13 protein-coding genes are annotated in these 19,633 nt (G+C 71.9%); 2 read left to right on the plus strand and 11 right to left on the minus strand.

Features of this window, described 5'->3' with window-relative positions; genetic code table 11:
- Window positions 1–80: 80 nt before the first annotated feature.
- From RIN46_RS13375 to RIN46_RS13385, 3 genes are all read right to left on the minus strand, one after another.
- Window positions 81–341, minus strand: a complete 261-nt coding sequence (locus RIN46_RS13375) for a GlsB/YeaQ/YmgE family stress response membrane protein (protein ID WP_309082400.1) — start codon at window positions 339–341, stop codon at window positions 81–83.
- 356 nt (window positions 342–697) lie between these two features.
- Window positions 698–2,182 carry a sodium/proline symporter PutP gene (gene putP / locus RIN46_RS13380; RefSeq protein ID WP_309082399.1) on the minus strand — a complete coding sequence of 495 codons (1,485 nt, stop codon included), beginning with the start codon at window positions 2,180–2,182 and terminating at the stop codon, window positions 698–700.
- An 80-nt stretch (window positions 2,183–2,262) separates the two neighbouring features.
- A complete protein-coding gene (locus RIN46_RS13385) occupies window positions 2,263–3,198 on the minus strand; it encodes a LysR substrate-binding domain-containing protein (RefSeq protein ID WP_309082398.1) in 936 nt (311 codons plus the stop codon).
- A gap of 93 nt (window positions 3,199–3,291) precedes the next feature.
- On the opposite strand from RIN46_RS13385, the gene RIN46_RS13390 reads away from it, so the two are divergent.
- Window positions 3,292–6,855 carry a bifunctional proline dehydrogenase/L-glutamate gamma-semialdehyde dehydrogenase gene (locus tag RIN46_RS13390; protein ID WP_309082397.1) on the plus strand — a complete coding sequence of 1,188 codons (3,564 nt, stop codon included), beginning with the start codon at window positions 3,292–3,294 and terminating at the stop codon, window positions 6,853–6,855.
- Window positions 6,856–7,082: 227 nt separating this feature from the next.
- On the opposite strand, the gene RIN46_RS13395 is transcribed toward RIN46_RS13390, so the two are convergent.
- The 7 genes from RIN46_RS13395 to RIN46_RS13425 all read right to left on the minus strand — a co-directional run bounded on the left by RIN46_RS13395 (window position 7,083) and on the right by RIN46_RS13425 (window position 15,514).
- Window positions 7,083–8,498 carry a cytosine permease gene (locus RIN46_RS13395; RefSeq protein ID WP_309082396.1) on the minus strand — a complete coding sequence of 472 codons (1,416 nt, stop codon included), beginning with the start codon at window positions 8,496–8,498 and terminating at the stop codon, window positions 7,083–7,085.
- Window positions 8,495–8,959: a nuclear transport factor 2 family protein gene (locus tag RIN46_RS13400; RefSeq protein WP_309082395.1), complete on the minus strand. Its 465-nt coding sequence runs from the start codon at window positions 8,957–8,959 to the stop codon at window positions 8,495–8,497. The genes RIN46_RS13395 and RIN46_RS13400 overlap by 4 nt, the downstream gene beginning before the upstream one ends.
- A 365-nt stretch (window positions 8,960–9,324) precedes the next feature.
- On the minus strand, window positions 9,325–9,603 hold the full coding sequence (locus tag RIN46_RS13405; protein ID WP_309082394.1) for an HPr family phosphocarrier protein: 279 nt from the start codon (window positions 9,601–9,603) through the stop codon (window positions 9,325–9,327).
- Window positions 9,604–9,746: 143 nt separating this feature from the next.
- The gene (locus RIN46_RS13410; RefSeq protein WP_309082393.1) at window positions 9,747–11,543 is read right to left on the minus strand and encodes a putative PEP-binding protein; all 1,797 of its coding nucleotides are present in this window, start codon (window positions 11,541–11,543) and stop codon (window positions 9,747–9,749) included.
- Complete coding sequence (locus tag RIN46_RS13415; protein ID WP_309082392.1) at window positions 11,540–13,765, minus strand: fructose-specific PTS transporter subunit EIIC; 2,226 nt, start codon at window positions 13,763–13,765, stop codon at window positions 11,540–11,542. Before RIN46_RS13415 ends, RIN46_RS13410 begins: the two co-directional genes overlap by 4 nt.
- Window positions 13,758–14,738: a 1-phosphofructokinase family hexose kinase gene (locus RIN46_RS13420; RefSeq protein ID WP_309082391.1), complete on the minus strand. Its 981-nt coding sequence runs from the start codon at window positions 14,736–14,738 to the stop codon at window positions 13,758–13,760. The genes RIN46_RS13415 and RIN46_RS13420 overlap by 8 nt, the downstream gene beginning before the upstream one ends.
- Window positions 14,735–15,514, minus strand: a complete 780-nt coding sequence (locus tag RIN46_RS13425; RefSeq protein WP_309082390.1) for a DeoR/GlpR family DNA-binding transcription regulator — start codon at window positions 15,512–15,514, stop codon at window positions 14,735–14,737. The genes RIN46_RS13420 and RIN46_RS13425 overlap by 4 nt, the downstream gene beginning before the upstream one ends.
- Window positions 15,515–15,858: 344 nt before the next feature.
- Here RIN46_RS13425 and RIN46_RS13430 point away from each other — a divergent pair, with 344 nt between their 5' ends.
- Window positions 15,859–17,697 carry a glycoside hydrolase family 15 protein gene (locus tag RIN46_RS13430; protein ID WP_309082389.1) on the plus strand — a complete coding sequence of 613 codons (1,839 nt, stop codon included), beginning with the start codon at window positions 15,859–15,861 and terminating at the stop codon, window positions 17,695–17,697.
- Window positions 17,698–17,812: 115 nt separating this feature from the next.
- Here the strand turns inward: RIN46_RS13430 and RIN46_RS13435 are convergent, their stop codons facing one another.
- Window positions 17,813–19,468 carry an MFS transporter gene (locus RIN46_RS13435; RefSeq protein ID WP_309082388.1) on the minus strand — a complete coding sequence of 552 codons (1,656 nt, stop codon included), beginning with the start codon at window positions 19,466–19,468 and terminating at the stop codon, window positions 17,813–17,815.
- Window positions 19,469–19,633 lie beyond the last annotated feature (165 nt).

Raw genomic sequence — 19,633 nt, forward strand, 5'->3', positions numbered from 1 at the left:
GGAGCGGCCGGAGACGCGAGAGGGGCGGTGGCCCGACGAGTCCGCCGGGCCACCGCCCCTCTGATCTTGCCGATCGACCGCTAGGCGCGGCGCTTGACGATGAAGCCCCAGATCACCAGGACGATCAGTGCGCCGATGATGGCCCAGATCCAAGTCGCCAGATCGAAGAAACCGTCGTTGGTGGAGAAGCCCATGGCGGAGCCGATCCAGCCTCCGAGCAGTGCGCCGATGACGCCGATGATCAGCGTCGCGATCCAGCCGCCCCCCTGGTTGCCCGGCAGGATCGCCTTGGCGATCGCGCCGGCGATAAGTCCGATGAGAATCCAGCTCAAGAAACCCATTGTTCCTCCTCTGAAGTAGACCTGACTTCGGTGGATGTCAGGATCACTGGTGCGAGCGTAACACCGGTCCCGCCGGATGTGCAGAGCAGCCCGGCAGATTCTCGGGGAAGCTGCAAGAGAGTGTTCAGGGAGCTTGCAGGAAGCGTGGGGGTGGGCCGTCCGCACTGGTCACGCGGCGGGTGGGAGGAAACACCTCAGGGGCGCCGGGGGGAGTGCTCCCACCGACGCCCCTGAGGCGTTGGAGATCCTGTCCGACGATGTGGCGAAGGTTTGCACTCCACCCGCCGTGCGCCGTCGTACCGGATATCCCGCCCGGGGTGGCTGCCCGGAGAGGCGGGCACCACGGGCAGGTCTGTTTAGTTCTTGATCTGCTCCATCTCGGAGGTCATCGTGTCGAACTCCTCGTGGATCGCCGTGTTCTTCTGCGGCGAGATCGAGGAGACGATCAGCGCCACGATCAGGCAGGCCGCGAAGCCCGGGACGATCTCGTACAGGCCGAGCCAGCCGAACTGGCCCCACACGAACGAGACCACGGCGCCGGTGATCATGCCGGCGAGGGCGCCGGTGCTGGTCATCTTCTTCCAGAACAGGGCCAGGATGATCACGGGGCCGAACGCCGAGCCGAAGCCGGCCCAGGCGAAGCCGACCAGGTCGAGGATCGAGTTGTCCGTGTCGAGCGCCAGCAGGCCCGCGACGACGGCGACGATCAGCACGCCGATGCGGCCGTAGATGACCTGCTGCTTCGGGGTCAGCTCCTTGCCGGTCATGAGGAAGAGGTCCTCGACGAGGGCGGAGGAGGAGACCACGAGCTGCGAGGAGATCGTGGACATGATGGCCGCGAGGACGGCCGCCAGCACGAAGCCGGCGACGAGCGGGTGGAAGACCACCTGCGACAGCTGGAGGAAGACCGTCTCCGGGTTGTCCAGCGGGGTCCCCTCGCGGGTGAAGTACGCCAGGCCGATGAAGGCCGTGGCGACGGCCCCGAGGGCGGTCAGGATCATCCAGCTGATGCCGATGCGGCGGCCGACCTTGGCGTCCTTGGCGGAGCGCATGGCCATGAAGCGGACGATGATGTGCGGCTGGCCGAAGTAGCCCAGGCCCCACGCGGCGGCGGAGACGACGCCGATGAAGGTGGCGCCGCCGAAGAGCGACATGTGGTTGATGCCGGCCTCGGCGTCGGCCGTGGCGATGCCCTCGGAGACACCCGACGGGCCGAGCATGACGAAGGCGATGATCGGCACGAGGATCAGCGACAGGAGCATCAGGATGCCCTGTGCCACGTCCGTCAGGGTCGCGCCGAGGAAGCCGCCGAAGAGGGTGTAGCTGAGGGTCACGAGGGCGACCAGCAGCATGCCCCAGAGGTAGGGGAGGTCGAACGAGGCCTCGAAGAACGTGCCGCCCGCGACCATGCCGGACGAGACGTAGAACGTGAAGAAGACGAGAACGATCGCGCCGGCGATGATGCGCAGCAGGCGCGACTTGTCGCGGAAGCGGTTCTCGAGGAAGGACGGGACCGTGATGGAGTTGTTGGAGATCTCCGTGTAGGAGCGCAGGCGCGGGGCCACGAACTTCCAGTTCAGCCACGCGCCGATGGTCAGGCCGATGGCGATCCACGCCTCGACGAGGCCGCTGGCGTAGATGGCGCCGGGGAGGCCCATGAGCAGCCAGCCGGACATGTCGGACGCGCCGGCCGAGAGGGCGGCGGTGCCGGGCCGGAGGCGGCGTCCGCCGAGCATGTAGTCGTCCATATTGGACGTCTGCCGGTAGGCGTACACGCCGATCGCGATCATCGCGGCGAAGTACACGACGATCGCGATGGTTTGGAACGTGGTATCAGTCATGTCGTCCTCAGTTGGCGGAATGAACAGCTTCTGAGTATGACACTCCGACCGGTGGCCCAGACCACATCGTTATGCAAGCGTTATACATTTGCGAGGATGTCCGTATCCCTTTCGAGTAGCGTCGCCTCCTCCTCGAGTGCGGCCCGGAAGGCCGCCACGGCGGGGTACGACGACGTCGAGCTGCGGATCGAGGTGAACACCTCCCGCCGCGGCAGGTCGGGCAGCTCGATGTGGCGCGCCGTGGTGCCGCGCCGGGCCCACACGAGATCGGCCAGGAAGGCCACGGCGTTGCCCGATTCGACCAGCTGGATCTGAGCCTGGACATCCGCCGTCTCGAACTGGATGTCCGGCTCGAAGCCGGCGATCCTGCACGCCTGCAGGGCCCAGTGCCGGATCGCCGCCCCCGGTGGCTCCATGACCCAGGGCAGATGGGCCGCGTCCTCCAGCCGGTCGATCCGGAAGTACTCCTCCGGCGAGTCGGGCGCCGCGGGGACCGCCAGCCGGATCGAGTCCCGCAGCAGGGGCTGCCGGTCCAGATCCGGGTAGAGCGGGGCGGAATGCCCGGGATACTGCTCCGCGATCACCAGGTCGAAGTCCCGCATCCACGTCTCCCGGAGCGCGGCCTCCGGCTCGTGCTGGACCATCTCCACCCGGACCTCCGGGTGGGACGCGCGCAGTCGGCGGAGCGTGTTCGGGAGCAGCGAGAGCGCGGCTGTCTGGAAGACCGCGACGCGCACCGTTCCGATGACCTCCGTCTGGCTCGCCGCGAGGGCCGCCTCGGTGCGCTCGAGCGAGGCGAGGAGCTCCTCCGTGTGGGCGACGAGCACGTGCGCCTGCGGGGTCAGCTGCAACTGGCGGCCGCTGCGCCGGAGCAGCTTCACGCCGGCCTCCTTCTCGAGCGTGCTCAGCTGCTGCGAGACCGACGACGGGGAGTAGTTCAGCTCGGCCGCGACCTCCGCGATCGTGCCGCGGATGCTCAGCTCGCGGAGCAGTCTCAGACGCCTGACTTCGAGCACGTGGACGACCTCCTGAATCCTTCGGTTTTGCTTAACAGTACCGTTCGTGATTGTTCATTTTTCACGGCGAAAGGTCTGACTCATAATCGAGACATGACATTGCACTCCACCCCCGATGCGGCCACGGATTCCGTGCGTCCGCAGGACCTCGCCGACGAGGCGATCGCGTTGGTCCGTCGCTGGCTGAGCGAAGCCGCGAATCACCCTGTCGACCCGGCCGCTGCACGGCTGGCCGGCGTCCTCAAGGACCCGAACGGGCTCGACTTCACGGTCGGGTTCGTCGACGGCGTCGTACGCCCCGAGGACCTGAAGGTCGCCGCCCGCAAGCTCAGCTCGCTCGCGCCCAAGGTCCCCGCGTTCCTGCCTTGGTACATGAAGACCGCCGTCGCGCTCGGCGGCCGCGTCGCCCCGCTCGCGCCCTCCGTCGTGATCCCGATCGCCCGCCGCGTGCTGCGCCAGATGGTGTCCCATCTGATCGTGGACGCGACCGAGCACCGCCTCGGCCCGGCGATCGAGAAGATCCAGCGCCCCGGCACGCACCTGAACATCAACCTCCTCGGCGAGGCGATCCTCGGCCAGCACGAGGCCGAGCGCCGTCTCGCCGGCACGGCCGAGCTGCTCGCCCGCGACGACGTCGACTACGTCTCCATCAAGGTCTCCTCCACCGTGGCGCCGCACAACCACTGGGCGTTCGACGAGGCCGTCGACCACATCATCGAGAAACTCGCGCCGCTCTACCGCCAGGCCGCGTCCTTCAGCCCCGCCAAGTTCATCAACCTGGACATGGAGGAGTACAAGGACCTCGAGCTGACCATGGCCGTGTTCAAGCGGCTCCTGGAGCGCGACGAGTTCAAGGGCCTCCAGGCCGGCATCGTCCTGCAGGCCTACCTGCCGGACGCACTCGGCGCCATGATCGAGCTGCAGGACTGGGCTGCGCAGCGGGTCGCCGACGGCGGCGCGCCGATCAAGGTCCGCCTCGTCAAGGGCGCCAACCTGCCCATGGAGAGCATGGATGCGGACCTGCGCGACTGGCCGCTCGCCACCTGGGGCAGCAAGCAGGACTCGGACACCTCCTACAAGGCGGTGCTGGACTACGCCCTCACCCCGGAGCGCATCCGGAACGTGCGCCTCGGCGTCGCGGGCCACAACCTCTTCGACATCGCGTTGGCGCACCTGCTGGCCGAGCGCCGCGGGATCTCCACCCACGGCGAGATCCCGGACCTCGAGTTCGAGATGCTCCTCGGCATGGCCACCGGTCAGGCCGAGGCCGTCAAGAAGGACGTCGGCTCCCTGCTCCTCTACACGCCGGTGGTCCACCCGCGCGAGTTCGACGTCGCCATCGCCTACCTGATCCGCCGCCTCGAGGAGGGGGCGAGCCACGAGAACTTCATGTCCGCCGTCTTCGAGCTGGACAAGAACGAGGAGCTCTTCGAGCGCGAGAAGCAGCGCTTCCTCGCCTCGGTCGAGGCGCTGGAGGGCCCGGGCTTCGCCGGCATCGTGCCGGCCCCGAACCGGGTCCAGAACCGCGCCGCCGAGATCCACCGGTACGACGACGCCGCGGCCGCGGCGTTCGAGGCCGGCTTCACGAACACCCCGGACACCGACCCGGACCTGCCGGCCAACCGCGACTGGGGCCGCGAGATCCTCGACCGCGTCCCGGGCTCGCGCATCGGCGAGGACCTGGTGGAGCAGCACAAGGTCCGCAGCGGCGAGGAGCTCGAGGGGCGCATCGGCTCGGTCCTGACCGCGGCCGAGGCCTGGGGTGCGATGAGCGGTGCCGAGCGCGCCCGCGTGCTCGACCGGATCGGCGTGAAGCTGGCGAACCACCGCGCCGAGATGCTCGAGGTCATGGCCGTCGAGTGCGGCAAGACGCTCGACCAGGGCGACCCGGAGGTCTCCGAGGCGATCGACTTCGCGCACTACTACGCCCAGCTCGCCCGCGAGATCGACCGGGTCGAGGGCGCCGAGTACGTGCCGAGCAAGCTCATCGCCGTCATCCCGCCGTGGAACTTCCCGACCGCGATCCCGTGCGGCGGCGTCGTCGCGGCGCTGGCCGCCGGCTCCGCCGTCGCCATCAAGCCCGCCCGTCAGGCGGCCCGCACCGGGTCCGTCATGGTGCAGGCCGTGTGGGAGGCGCTCGACGAGGCCGGCATCGGCCGCGACCTGGTCCAGCTCATCCACGTCGACGACCGCGACCTCGGCCGGCAGCTGGTCGGGCACCCCGCCGTCGACCGGCTGATCCTCACCGGCGGCTATGAGACCGCCGAGCTGTTCCGCTCCTTCCGGACCGACCTGCCGCTCCTCGCGGAGACCAGCGGCAAGAACGCCCTCATCGTCACCCCCAGCGCCGACCTCGACCTGGCCGCCAAGGACGTCGCCTACAGCGCGTTCGGCCACGCCGGGCAGAAGTGCTCGGCTGGGTCCCTGGTGATCCTGGTGGGCTCCGTCGCGACCAGCCGGCGTTTCCACGACCAGCTCGTGGACGCCGTCCAGTCGCTCACGGTCGACTACCCGACCAACCCGGAGGCCCAGATGGGCCCGATCATCGAGCCGGCCGCCGGCAAGCTGCTGCGCGGCCTGACCGAGCTCGGCGAGGGCGAGCGCTGGGTCCTGGAGCCGAAGCAGCTCGACGACAGCGGCAAGCTGTGGAGCCCGGGCCTGCGCTCCGGCGTGAAGCCGGGCAGCGAGTACCACCTGACGGAGTACTTCGGCCCGATCCTCGGCGTCATGACGGCCGACACCCTCGAGGAGGCAATCGAGTACGTCAACGCCACCGACTTCGGCCTGACCTCCGGCCTGCACTCGCTGGACCCGGACGAGATGGCGTACTGGGTGGACCGCGTCGACGCCGGCAACCTGTACATCAACCGCGGCATCACCGGCGCGATCGTGCAGCGGCAGCCGTTCGGCGGCTGGAAGAAGTCCGCCGTCGGCGCCGGCACCAAGGCCGGCGGCCCCAACTACCTGGTGGGCCTCGGCGACTGGAGGGACAAGCCGCTGGAGGGTATGTCCGCCCCCATCGCCGGTGCACCGGCCGCCCTCCTGGACGCCGCGCGCGACGTCCTGGACCGGACCGACGCCGACTGGCTGGCCAATGCGCTGTCCGACGACGCCGACCAGTGGGCGCGCGAGTTCGGCGTGGCCAAGGATCCCACCGGCCTCATCGCGGAGCGCAACGTGTTCCGCTACCGCCCGATGCCCGTCACCGTCCGCCTGGCCGGCGAGCCGACATCGCGCCAGACCGCGGAGCTCTTCCGCGTCGTCGGGGCCGGCCTCCGGGTCTGGCAGGCCCACGGCCACGCCGCCCCGGGCGCACGGGTCACCGTGAGCGTCGACGAGGTCGGCGAGGACGTGCTGCGCGTCCTCCGCGGAACCGGCGCGCTGGTGGTCGAGGAGAACGAGCAGGACTGGGAGCTGCGCGTCTCGCGGCTCGCCGCCATGACCGGCCCCGAGGCCGGTGCCCGCCTGCGACTCATCGGTGCTGACCCGGTCAAGACCTACGAGGCGGCCGACGGCGCCCCCATCGTCGCCGTCTACGACCACCCGGTGGTCTCGGCCGGCCGTGTGGAGCTGCTGCCGTTCCTCCGGGAGCAGGCCGTGTCCATCACCGCGCACCGGTTCGGCACGCCGGACCACCTCAGCGACGGCGTGATCTGAGACGGCCGGCGCCGAGGGGCTGATCCACTCGGCGTGAGTCGCCGAGATCGGCGACGCCGCCGCCGACCCGACCGGTTGACGGCAGCGGCACCCGAGGAGGGGCTCCTCCGGACCATGGTCCGGAGGAGCCCCTCCTCGTCTGTGCGTCTGTCTGTGCGCCTGTTGGTGCGCCAGTCTGTGCCCGCCGGCAGGACCCGCCGCTTGTGCCCGCCTCGGTGCGTCGGCGCTCAGCCGGCGGGTGCGGGATCCGCGGTGTCGGCGTTCGCGGCGCCGGACCCCACGGCCTCGGCCAGATGGCGCTGCCCGCCCGGGTGTCCGTGCTCCCGGCGGGACCAGGACAGGCCGAGATAGAGCAGGAAGGTGAGGGCGAACGTCGGCAGCGTGGCACCGACCGGCAGCGGCCACAGGTACGTGAAGGCCAGCGACGCCGCGGCGCCGAGCGCCCACACGACGAGTGCCACGGCGTTGAAGCCGCCGCGGTACCAGTAGCGGCCGCCGGAGGCGTTGAGGATGTCCTCCGCGTACGAACGGCGCCGGAGGATGTAGTAGTCCACGAGCATCACGGCGAAGACCGGGACGAACAGAGAGCCGATCACCACCAGGAAGCTCGTGAACTGGTCCAGCAGCGCCATCCAGGTGGACCCCACCACGGAGATCCCGCCGAGGACCAGCGCGGTCGGCAGGAACTTCAGGCGGCTGCCTGCCCGCGCATTCACCGCGGACGTGACCATGCCGTAGACGGCCATGGTGTTGGTGGCCATGACGGAGAGGAAGACGACGACGGCGAACGGTGCGCCGAAGGCCGTCACGAGGATCGAGGGGTCGAAGGCGGGGGCCTCGTCGCCCTGGAGCATCACGTAGCCGAGCGCGATCGCCCCGAGCGACATGGAGACGATCGTCGAGGCCGAGTAGCCGATGCCGGCGCCCAGGAAGTTCGCCCGGCTCGAGCGGGCCATCCGGTTGATGTCCGCCGAGAGCACGGTCCAGGAGATGGCGGTGGCCACCACGATGTCGAGCACGATCGCCGGGGCCATGCCCAGCTCGGGCGCCGGGGCGATGGAGGCGTAGTCCGCCGCGCTGAACGCGGTGAAGGCGGTGTAGAAGATCGTGCCGATGACGATGATCATGGCGACCGCCAGCCACGGCTCGACCTTGGAGATCCCCTCGTGGCCGAAGATGGCCAGCAGCACCACGATCACCTCGCAGATGACGGAGAACAGCACCGGGTTGGAGAACCCGGTGGTCTGCTCCACGAGCGCGTTGACGGTGACGCCCGCGAGCATCGCCTGCACCCAGCTCCAGCCCATGAGGATCAGCACGTTCGCCGCCACGGGGACGTAGGTGCCGCGGGTGCCGAACGACGCGCGGGTCAGTGCCATGGTCGGCAGGCCGGTCCGGGTGCCGATGTTGCCCACCAGGGTGAGCACGACGGCGCCGATCAGCGTCCCGACGACGATCATCGCCAGGGCGGTGCCCATGGCGACGCCGGGGACGAAGAGCGTCCCCGTCAGCAGCGTGGTGACCACCAGGTTGGCGGCCAGCCAGATCATGCCCAGCCGCGGCGCGGAGGCCGTGCCGCGCAGCGGTCCCGCGTTGTCGGTGTGGGCCTCCAGGTACGCGTTGAGGCGGCGGTAGAGATTCACAGCCGCCCCTCCCCGTCCCGGCCGGCAGCGGGACCGGCTGCGGGGGCGGCGGCCTGGGACTCGGCCCCGGGCCCGTCCGGCACCGCCGAGAGGTGCTCGTAGACGGCCAGGAGGCGTTCGCCGTCGTACGCGAACACGATCGTCTCGCGCTCGCGATACGACTCCTCGCCGTCGGCCGTGCTGACCGACGTGGCGACGTCGTGGGAGAACACGGCTCCGCCGGGGAACGGCTGGATGCGCTGGTGCGTGGACTCGCAGGCCGTCACCCGCCATCCGGAGCGCAGCCACGAGTGCCACAGCTCCTCGTAGGCGGCGCGGCCGTCCAGCCGCTCCGGCTCGGTGTGGAAGACGAAGCTGGCGTCCTCGGCGAAGCAGGAGAAGTAGCGCTCCGTGTCCGTGGCGGCGAAGGCGTCGACGAGCTCCGAGGCTGCGGCGCGGACTTGGTCGGTGGAAGGGGTCATGCCGGTTCCTATCGTCTCAATGTATTACTGCCGGCCAACATGCGTTGCGCTGGGGTAAACACCGAAACGTTAGGGCGATCACAGGGAGGCGTCAAGGGTTGTGACGTCGCGCGGCCCGTCCGGCGCGACGGCCGGACGGGGCATCACGGCCCTCTGCCCGCGGCGACGGTCTGTGGGCGCACCGGCGGAACGCTGATCCCACTCGCCCGATGATGAGGCGACCAGCTGAGCGGACGACGGCGGCCGCCCTCCCGGAGGGGAGAGCGGCCGCCGTCGCCCGGTCGCGGAGCGCGTTCGCGGTGTGCGTCACGCCGTCATACTGCTCGGCGGTCCTCCTCCACGCGCGTTCTCCTGCCGTCGTCCTGCTACTCGGCGTCGTGGTCCGTCTCGAGGATCTTCACGAGGGTGTCCAGCGCCTCGTCGGCGCCGTCGCCCTCGGCGCGCAGGACCACGGTGGTCCCGTACTCGGCGCCCAGACCCATGAGGGACAGGATGCTCGAGGCGTCGAGGGCCTCGTCGGCCGGCTCGCCCTCGAGGGCGATCGTGACCTCGACGGGCTGCTCGGCGGCGGCCTCGGCGAAGATGGATGCCGGGCGGGCGTGCAGTCCGACGCGGCTGGCGATGGTGGCGGTGCGTTCGGCCATGGTGGGCTCCTTCGGGTGTGCTGTTCTCGAGGGGTTGCTGTGGTTCATGATGCCAGCGATCCGGCTGCTCCGGCCGGACCGCAGACGTCGGGTGATGCGGCGGGGCGATCCGCGGGCGGGTGCCCGACGGAAGGGCCGGAGGCTCAGAGGCCGAAGCGCTCCAGGTCCGGGAGCTCGGCACGGACCAGCTGCTTGGCCTCCGTCGCCGACGCCGCGCCGAGCGCGAGCCCGGCGAGGCGCTGCGCCTCGGCCAGATCTACCGTGCGGAGGATCGCGGCCACGGCGGGCAGGGCCCTCCGGTTCATCGACAGGGTCGCGACGCCCAGGCCGACCAGGACGACGGCGAGGGCCGGATCGGCGGCCGCCTCCCCGCAGACGCCCACGGGCTTGGCGGCGCTGTCCGCCGCGACGGCAACCGCCGCAGCCTCGGTGCCCGCCGGGGCACCTGGGCCCGCCGCGGCACCTGTGCCCGCCGCGGCGCGTCCGCCGTCGGCGGTCGCCTGGATCAGGTGGAGGACCGCGGGCTGCCAAGGGTCGTTCAGCTCGGCGAGGGCACCGAGCTGACGGTCGGCCGCCATCGTGTACTGGGTGAGATCGTTGGTGCCGATGGACGCGAAGTCCACGCGCTGCAGGAGCTGCCCGGCGAGGACGGCCGCCGACGGCACCTCCACCATCACGCCCGGCCTCCGCAGACCGGCCTCGGCGCAGAGCTGGGCGAACCGCTCCGCCTCGGCCGGCGTGGAGATCATCGGGGCCATGGTCCACACGTCGGCCTCGGAAAGCTCCGCCGCCTCGGCGATCGCGGCCAGCTGGCGGGCCAGCACGCCGGGCGTCGCCCCGTCGGTCCGGTAGCCCCGGACGCCCAGGGCGGGATTGGGCTCGGAGTCGTCGGTCAGGAACGGCAGGGGCTTGTCGGCGCCGGCGTCGAGCGTGCGGACCACGACCTTGCGGCCGGGGAACGCGTCGAACACGGCCCGGTAGGCCTCGACCTGCTCCTCGTGCGTGGGCTCCTTGTCCCGGCCGAGGAAGCAGAACTCGGTGCGCAGCAGGCCCACGCCCTCGGCGCCCGCCTCCGCGGATGCCACCGCATCGGAGCCGCTGCCCACGTTCGCCAGCAGCGGCACCGCGTGCCCGTCCGCCAGCGTGCCCGCCCCGTCGAAGTCGGGGAGGGCGGCGCGGTTGGCGTAGCTCGCCGCGATCTCCTCCTCCGCCGGGCCGGGGTCGCGGGTCACGGTCCCGGTGATGCCGTCGACGAAGACGAGATCGCCATCGGCGAGGGCCGTGGTCCCGGTCGCCGCGACGATCGCCGGCAGCCCCAGCGAGCGGGCGATGATCGCCGTGTGCGACTGCGGGCCCCCGTCGGACGTGACGAGGGCCAGGACCTTGGCCGGGTCCAGGGTCGCGGTGTCCGCGGGCGCCAGATCGACGGCGCAGAGCACGAACGGCTCGTCCGAGTCCGGGATGCCGGGTGCGGGGACGCCGCGGAGCTCCGCGACGATCCGGGCGCGGACGTCCAGGACGTCGGTGGCGCGCTCGGCCATGTAGCCGCCCAGGGCCGTCAGCTGGGTCGCGACGGCGTCCGCCGCCTCCCAGATCGCCGACTCCGCACTGGTGCCCGAGGCCACCAGCGTCGTGGCCGACTTCAGCAGGGTCCGGTCCCCGGCCATGAGGGCCGTCGCCTTCAGCACCGCCGCGGCGTCGCCGGTGGCGGCCGCGGCGCGGGCCTTCAGCCCGGCGGCCACGGCCTGCGTCGCCGCCTTCAGACGCGCGGTCTCGGAGTCGACGTCGGCTCCCTCCGGCAGCGGGGCGCCGTCGGCGGGAGGCTGCACGGGGTCCGGCATCCGCTTCACGCGGCCGATGACCCGGCCGGCGCTGACGCCGACGCCGGCGAGCACCCGGCCGTCGCCGTCGTGCAGGGTGCCCTCTGCGGCGGCGCTCATGCCGACACCTCCGCCGGGGCGGCCTCGGCGGGTGCGGAGGCCGGGGCCTTGCGGACGAACTTCTTCAGCGCCAGGACGGCGGCGGCGGAGACCACCGTGCCGACCAGCGTGGCGACGATGAACATCGGCCAGGTGCCGTCCATCGCGAAGAAGACGAAGATGCCGCCGTGCGGGGCCTGGCTGACGACGTCGAAGCTCATGATCATCGCGCCCGTGGTCGCGGCGCCCAGCATCGAGGCCGGGATGACGCGCAGCGGGTCGGCGGCGGCGAACGGGATGGCGCCCTCGGAGATGAACGCGGCACCCAGGAGCCAGGCGGCCTTGCCGTTCTCCCGCTCGGGCTCGGTGAACTGACGCGGGGAGACGGTGGTCGCCAGCGCCATGGCCAGCGGCGGCACCATGCCCGCCGCCATCACGGTGGCCATGATCATCATCGGGGCCGGGTTGTCCGTCAGGGAGCCGGCGCTGAGGCCGGCGACGGCGAACGAGTACGCGACCTTGTTGACCGGCCCGCCCAGGTCGAAGGCCATCATCAGGCCCAGGATCAGGCCGAGCAGGGCCGCGGCGGTGCCGGTCATGCCGGAGAGCCAGTCGTTCAGGGCCACGGTGAGCGCGGCGATCGGGCCGCCGAGGAAGAGGAACATCAGGCCGGAGGCGATGATCGAGCCCAGCAGCGGCACGATGACCACGGGCATCAGGCCGCGCAGCCAGCGCGGGACCGTCCACGAGTTGATCCAGCGGGCCGCGAGCCCGGCGATCAGGCCGCCGACGATGCCGCCGAGGAAGCCGGCCCCCATGAAGCCCGCGACCGCGCCAGCGGTGAAGCCGGGCGCGATGCCGGGGCGGTCGGCGTAGGCGTAGGCGATGTAGCCGGCCAGTGCGGGGACCAGGAAGCCCATGGAGAGGGCACCGATCTTGAACGCCACCGCGCCGAGGTAGGCGCCGAGGCCGCCCTCGGGGAGGTCGAACAGGGTGTTGGTGCCGAGGATCTCGTCGGCAACGTCGGTGATGTCGTAGCCGCCGAGCAGGAAGCCCAGGGCGATGAGCAGGCCGCCGCCGGCGACGAACGGGATCATGTAGCTCACACCGGTGAGCAGCGCGCGCTTGAGGCCCGCGCCGAAGCTCTCCCGGCCCCCGGACTGTCCTGCGCCGTCGGACGCTGCGCCGGAGCCGCCCGCGGAACCGGGGACGCGCCGGGCGTCCGGGTCCGAGGCGGCGGCGACGGCGCGCCGCACCAGCTCGTCCGGCTGGTCGATGCCGCGCTTGACCGGCACCTGGATCACGGGCTTGCCGGCGAACCGGTCCCGGTCCCGCACATCGACGTCCACCGCGAAGATCACGGCGTCGGCCGCATCGATCACGGACTGGTCGAGCGGGGTGGCGCCGGAGGACCCCTGGGTCTCCACGGCGATCTCCACGCCCGCCTCCTCGGCGGCCTGGGCGATCGAGTCGGCCGCCATGTACGTGTGGGCGATGCCCGTCGGGCAGGCCGTCACGGCCACGAGCTTCGGCCGGTCGCCGCTCGCGGGCACGGAGGCCTCCGCCCCCTCGGCGGCGCCGCCGTCCGGCCCGGAGCCGGGGTGCTCCGCGCTGTGCCTGCCCCCAGCGGGCGCGCCCGGGGCAGCGGTGGCACCGGCAGCCGTCGTACCGGCAGCCGAGGCGCCGGCGGCGTCCTGCTCCGCGGTCGCCGTCGTACCCGGCGTGCCCTGGGCGGCGCCGGGAGCCGGCTCGGCCGGGGCGGGCGCGACGACGTCGCGGACCAGCCCGACGATCTCGGCGGGGGTCTGCGCGGAGCGGAGCGCGGCCGTGAAGTCCTTGCGCACCAGGGCACGCGCCAGCTTGGAGAGCAGCTTCAGGTGGGCTTTGTCCGCGCCGTCCGGTGCGGCGATGAAGAAGACGAGGTCGGCGGCGCTGTCCTTGGCGCCGAAGTCGACGGCGGGGGCGAGCCGGGCCATCGCGAGCGTCGGCAGCGACACGGCGGCCGAGCGGCAGTGCGGGATGGCGATGCCGCCCGGGACGCCCGTGGCGGTCTTGGCCTCGCGGGCCTTCGCGTCGGCCGCCAGCGCGTCGGCGGCGTCGGCACGGCCGGTCGCGGCGACGAGGGCGGCGAGCTGGTCGATGACCGCGGCGCTGTCGGCGCCGAAGTCCGCGTCCAGACGGACCAGGTCCTCCGTGATCAGCTCGGGGCTGCCGGAGTCCTGCGGAGCGTGGTTTTCAGTCATGGCGTGATCCTTGGCGGGTGATGTCGACGACCGTGACGGCGCCGGGGTCGGTGTGGGACGGGGAGGGGATGACGGAGCCGGGCAGCGAGGCCGCCGCGGCGCCGTAGGCGACGGCCCGGGCGAGACGTCCCGGGGCGTCGACGCCGGCGAGGTCCGCGAGGACGTAGCCGGCCAGCGAGGAGTCTCCGGCGCCGACGGTGCTGCGCGCCGCGACCGGGGGATGGGAGGCGCGCCAGGCACCGTCGCGGGTGACCAGCACGGCCCCGCCGGCGCCGAGCGTCGCGAGGACCGTCTCGACGCCGCGGTCGAGCAGCTGCCGCGCGGTGGCCGCGGTGAGCTCCGGCGAGGCCTCGAGCTCGGCCTCCGTGGTGCCGCCGACGAGCTCGGCGAGCTCCTCGGCGTTGGGTTTCAGGAGCGACGGCGCCGCGTCCGGCCCAGCGGCGAGCGTCGCCGCCAGGGGGGCACCGGAGGTGTCGACGGCGATGCGCGGGCAGCGCTCGCCGAGAGTCCGCCGCAGCTGGGCGGCGAGCCGGGCGTAGTAGTCGGGCGCGACGCCGGGCGGCAGCGACCCGGCGAGCACGAGCCAGGCGGCCCCGGCCGACGCCTCGGCGACGAGGGCGGCCAGGGCGTCCTGGTCCGCGCGGGAGAGCGTCGGGCCGGGCTCGTTGATCTTGGTCGTGGTCCCATCGGGCTCGGTCACCGTCACGTTGCTGCGCAGCGGCTGCCCGATCGGCAGCGCGCGATGGGCCAGCCCGTCCTCGGCGAGTCCGAGGACCAACGGGTCCGACGGGTCTCCGGGCAGGACCGCCACCGTCGGCTGGCCGGCGGTGGCTACGGCACGGGAGACGTTCACGCCCTTGCCGGCCGCCTGCGCGTGGGTCGCCGTGGCCCGCTGCACGCCGCCGCGGACGAGCGGTGCGGCGAGGTCGATCGTGCGGTCCAGGCTGGGGTTCGCGGTCAGTGTGACGATCATGCGAGCACCACCTCCACTTCGGCCGCCTCGAGTGCCTCGGCGAGGTCGCCGTCCGGGCGGGCATCGGTCACGAGCGTGTCCACCGCGTCGAGCGCCGCGAACCGCACCAGGGTCTCCTGGTCGAACTTGCTGGCGTCCGCCAGCACCACCACCCGGCGGGCGGAGTCGACGATGGCCGTCTTCACCGCGGCCTCCAGGTCGTCGGGCGTGCTGAGCCCGAAGGTCGCGTGGAGGCCGTTGGTGCCGACGAAGGCGATATCCGGGCGCAGCGACGCGTAGTGGGCGACCACGCGGGGGCCGATCGCCGCGCTCGTCAGTCCGCGCACCCGGCCGCCGACGAACTCGAGCTGCAGATTCTTTGCCGCCGCCAGACGCTGGGCCACCGGCAGGGCGTGCGTGATGGCGAGCAACTCCCCGGATCGCTCGGCGGCGCCGACGAGGAGCGTCGCGAGGAGCTCCGTCGTCGTTCCCGCGTCCAGGACGGCCGAGACCTGGCCGGAGGGCAGGAGGGCCGCCGCGGCGGACGCGATCCGCTCCTTGGCGTCGGAGTGCAGGCCCGTGCGGGCCAGATGGCTCTGCTCCGTGGTGCTGGCCGTGGTCCGGGCGACCGCGCCGCCGTGGACGCGGCGGAGCACGTCGGCGGTCTCGAGCTGGGCGAGGTCCCGGCGCACGGTCTCGCGCGTGATGCCGAACCGGTCGGCGAGCCCGGAGACGGTGACCTTCCCGTGCTCCTCGATCAGCCTCGCGATCAGGTGGTGGCGTTCCTCGGCGAACATGGCGCCCTTCTTCGTCGGTGCCGCCGCGGCCCGCCTCCCCGGAGGGATGTCCGCCGTCCGGGATGGGCCCGGATCGGGAGGAGCCTCGGAGTAACGGGCGTCACAGCGATCTGTGTTTGCATGACCTTATGCCTGTTTATGTGGTGTCGTCAAGAGGGCAAACATAAGCGGGCATTTGGGGCGGCGGGGTGCCCCTCGCCGCGCCGCCGCCGCCTCGCGGCTGTGCGAACGGCACGACGGCGGCCGGCGGGCCCCGCCGATCCCGGTCGTGAACTCCGTTACGGGTTGCTCAATTGCCGCCGCTCGATCTTGCATCGCTGGTCCCCGTGCGATTGTCTGGTGCAATGGCATCACCCATCGAGGACTACGCACTGCTCTCCGATCTGCGTACAGCCGCTCTCGTCTCCAAGCACGGGAGCGTCGACTGGTTGTGCTTCCCGCGCTTCGACTCCGGGGCCCAGTTCACCGCCCTGCTGGGTGACCCCTCCCATGGGCGCTGGCTCCTGGCCCCCGCCGGCGCCCCCGACAACCGCTACGGCGTCGAGGACGTCGACGGTCCGGACGTCCCCCAGGTCGTCGAGCGCAGCTACCTCAATTCCACGTTCGTCCTCCGGACGCTCTGGCAGACGCCGACCGGCCACGCGCTCGTCACCGATTTCATGCCGATCGGCGCGCGCCGTGCCGCGCTGATCCGCCGCGTCGAGGGCCTCGCGGGCAGCGTGCGGATGCACCAGGAGATCACCTTCCGCCTGGACTACGGCGGCGTGGTCCCCTGGGTGCGTCGCCACGGGGTGGCCGGACGGGGCGGGAAGTCCATCGTCGCGGTGGGCGGTCCCGACGGCCTGGTCCTGCACGGCGACCGTCTGCCCCGCGCCAGCGAACTCGCCCACGAGGGCGACTTCCTCATCTCCGCCGGCGAGGTCGTCGACTTCGAGCTGAGCTGGTTCCCGTCGCACCGGCAGGTCCCCGAGCGGATCGACGTCGGCGCGACGCTCGAGGAGACCTCCGCCTACTGGCGCAAGTGGGCCCGCGACTTCCCCGAGCAGCGCACCTACGGCGAGATGGTCAAGCGATCGCTCCTCGTTCTGCGCGCCCTGACGCACGAGGCGACGGGCGGCATCGTCGCCGCGCCGACGACGTCGTTGCCGGAGGCCTTCGGCGGCGAGCGCAACTGGGACTACCGCTTCTGCTGGCTCCGGGACGCGGCGCTGACCCTCGAGGCGATGATGACGCACTCCTACCAGCAGGAGGCCATGCAGTGGCGGAACTGGCTCCTGCGGGCGATCGCCGGCAATCCGGACGACCTGCAGATCATGTACGGGCTCTCCGGTGAGCGCCGGCTGCCCGAGCGCGAGCTCACGCACCTGGCCGGCTACGAGGACTCCCGGCCGGTGCGCGAGGGCAACGGTGCCGTCGACCAGTACCAGGGCGACGTCGTCGGAGAGGTCATGGTGGCCCTCGAGAAGCTCCGCAACATGGGCGGGTTGGAGGACCACTTCTCCTGGCCCCTGCAGAAGGCGCTGCTCGGCTACGTCGAGCGCAACTTCGAGCGCTCGGACCACGGCATCTGGGAGATGCGCGGCGAGAAGAAGCAGTTCACCCACTCCCGCGTCATGATGTGGGCGGCCTTCGACCGAGGCGTCCGCGCCGTGCGCGAGCACGGCCTCGACGGCGACGTCGACCGGTGGGAGGAGCTGCGCGACGTCCTCTACGACGAGATCATGGACCAGGGCTTCGACCCCGACTTGAACTCCTTCACCCAGACATACGGCGGCAAGGAAGTGGACGCCTCCCTGCTGGTGCTGCCGCAGGTGGGATTCGTCGCCTACGACGATCCCCGGATGCTCGGCACCGTCGCGCTCATGGAGCGCGACCTCGTGGACGAGGAAGGGCTGATCCTCCGGTACCGCACCGATTCCGGGCTCGACGGCCTCCCGCCGGGCGAGCACCCGTTCCTCGCCTGCTGCTTCTGGCTCGTGGAGCAGTACGCGCGGTCCGGCCGGATCGAGGACGCGCGCCGGCTGATGGACAAGCTCATCAGCTACGCCAACCCCCTGGGTCTGATGGCCGAGGAGTACGACACCGAGCACAAGCGCATGGCCGGCAACTTCCCGCAGGCCTTCTCGCACCTGGCCCTGATCCGCGCGGCCGACGCGATCAACGCGAACAGCCCCGTCGAGTAGCCCGGTTCCCCGCGCCGGACGAGTGGGCGCCGCACGAGCAGCAGCCTCGGACCTAACCGGGGTTCGAGGCTGTTGTCCCTGTCTCTGCCGCCTCCGACTCGGCGGGGTTCGGGTGTCAGATCCGGCGCAGCGGGTGGGTGAGCTCGTCCTGGTGCATCCGCCCGGCGAACCACGCGATCGCGCCGACGACCGGCGAGACGAAGGCCGCGACCGCGAAGATGACGGACAGCGGGACCACCTCGCCCAGCGGTCCGGCCACGGCCATGGACACCGGCATGAGCGCCAACGACACGAAGAAGTCCAGGCTGGAGATCCTCCCGAGCATGCGGGCGGGGACGCGTCGCTGCAGCAGCGTCCCCCAGATGACGTTGCCGACGGCGCTGGTCACGCCGACCACGAAGATCGCCCCGGCGAGGACCCAGAAGCTCGTCACGAAGCCGACGACCACCAGCGGGATGGTGCCGAAGGCCCAGACGCCGACCATGACGGTCAGGTAGCGCCGCGGCAGGGGCAGCGACGCGGTGAGCATCGACCCGACCGCCGATCCGAGCCCGAAGGACGCGAGGACGAAGCCGAACATCTGCGCGTCGCCGCCGAGCCGGTCGCTGACGACGAAGGGGAGCAGGACCTCGATCGGCCCCATGAAGCTCAGCACGGAGATCACGGCGAAGATCAGGGTCCACAGCAGCCACGGGGTCTCGACGGCGTACGCGAAGCCCTCGCGCAGGTCAGCGAGCACGCTCTGCCGGTGGACGGTCCCGATCGACGGGCCGTCCGCCGGGGGAGTGCCGGGCCCGCCGCCGTCGCGCGCCGCCCCGGCCGCCGTCGGAGGCGCCGAAGGACCGGGCGCGGCGTGGGCCGGGGCGGCGTGGGCGCCCGAGTCGCCGTCGACGCCCTCCCGGTACACGGTCGGGGACGTGGCGACGATCGGGATCGCCCCTGTCGAGGGCGCCGTGCTCACCGTCGCCGGGTGAGCGGTCCGGCCCTGTGGGTCCCCGGACTCCTCCGCCGACCAGGGGGCCTCCTCGGGGCCCACGGCCTGCTCGCCGTCGTAGCGCTGCCGGGCGCCGGCCTCGCCGGCAGTGTCGCGGCCATCGGCGCCGGCCGCCGGGGGAGGGCCGGTGCGGTGACCCTCGCCGTGGGTGTCGTACGCCGGATCGCGGGTGATGAAATTCAGCCCGACGACGGCGACAAGATGGCAGCAGGCGATGCCCAGAATGGCGTGGGCGGGGCTGAGCGATGCCACGAGGATGCCAGCCGCAGCCGGACCCGCCGCCGTCTGCAGGACCGGGCGCATGGTGCCCTCGACGCCGTTGGCGGCCAACAGGTCGTCGGCCGGGAGCATCCTCGGCAGCAGTGCCGAATAGGCGGGGAAGAAGAACGCGGCCCCGGCCCCGACCAGGAAGCCCACGACCCCCAGGTGCCAGAGCTGGAGCGCGCCCGTGAGGGCGAGCAGCGCCGTCGTTCCCATTACGGCGAGGCTGAGCACTTCGACGGCGATCACGATCCGACGGCAGGAGAGCCGGTCGGCGGCGATCCCGCCCAGGAGGACGAGCGCGACCAGCCCGAGGCTCGTGGCCGTCGCGACGACCGACAGCTCAGCCGGGCCGCCACCGAGCCCGCGCACCTGGTACACCATGGCGACGGCCCACATGCCGTGCGCGAAGACCGACGCGATCAGCGCGCCGACGAGCACCGTGTAGTCCCGGTGCGCGAATGGCCGCAGGGCTCGGGGGAGCGAGCGGTCTGTTCGGGTGCGAGGACGGGGCAACGGATCTCCAAGGGAAGCTTTCGGGCGGGCACACCACGGCCGCCGAGCCGGCGGACCCGGACCCTTCCGCGCTTCGTAACCGTGCGCGCTGACGGATGGGGCGAACCGCACGGGAGCACAGGGTGCGATCGAGTCGTCCGTGGTGCGACGAGCCTTCGTCGAGGT

It is taken from the genome of Zhihengliuella sp., assembly GCF_031178195.1.
In the GTDB taxonomy this organism is placed as follows: Bacteria; Actinomycetota; Actinomycetes; order Actinomycetales; family Micrococcaceae; genus Zhihengliuella.

Bases quoted from the DNA above. Each gene is read 5' to 3' on its own strand.
- putP (WP_309082399.1), bottom strand. From the start codon at position 2,182: ATGACTGATACCACGTTCCAAACCATCGCGATCGTCGTGTACTTCGCC.
- RIN46_RS13400 (WP_309082395.1), bottom strand. From the start codon at position 8,959: ATGACCCCTTCCACCGACCAAGTCCGCGCCGCAGCCTCGGAGCTCGTC.
- RIN46_RS13425 (WP_309082390.1), bottom strand. From the start codon at position 15,514: ATGTTCGCCGAGGAACGCCACCACCTGATCGCGAGGCTGATCGAGGAG.
- RIN46_RS13420 (WP_309082391.1), bottom strand. From the start codon at position 14,738: ATGATCGTCACACTGACCGCGAACCCCAGCCTGGACCGCACGATCGAC.
- RIN46_RS13390 (WP_309082397.1), top strand. From the start codon at position 3,292: ATGACATTGCACTCCACCCCCGATGCGGCCACGGATTCCGTGCGTCCG.
- RIN46_RS13410 (WP_309082393.1), bottom strand. From the start codon at position 11,543: ATGAGCGCCGCCGCAGAGGGCACCCTGCACGACGGCGACGGCCGGGTG.
- RIN46_RS13430 (WP_309082389.1), top strand. From the start codon at position 15,859: ATGGCATCACCCATCGAGGACTACGCACTGCTCTCCGATCTGCGTACA.
- RIN46_RS13375 (WP_309082400.1), bottom strand. From the start codon at position 341: ATGGGTTTCTTGAGCTGGATTCTCATCGGACTTATCGCCGGCGCGATC.
- RIN46_RS13405 (WP_309082394.1), bottom strand. From the start codon at position 9,603: ATGGCCGAACGCACCGCCACCATCGCCAGCCGCGTCGGACTGCACGCC.
- RIN46_RS13415 (WP_309082392.1), bottom strand. From the start codon at position 13,765: ATGACTGAAAACCACGCTCCGCAGGACTCCGGCAGCCCCGAGCTGATC.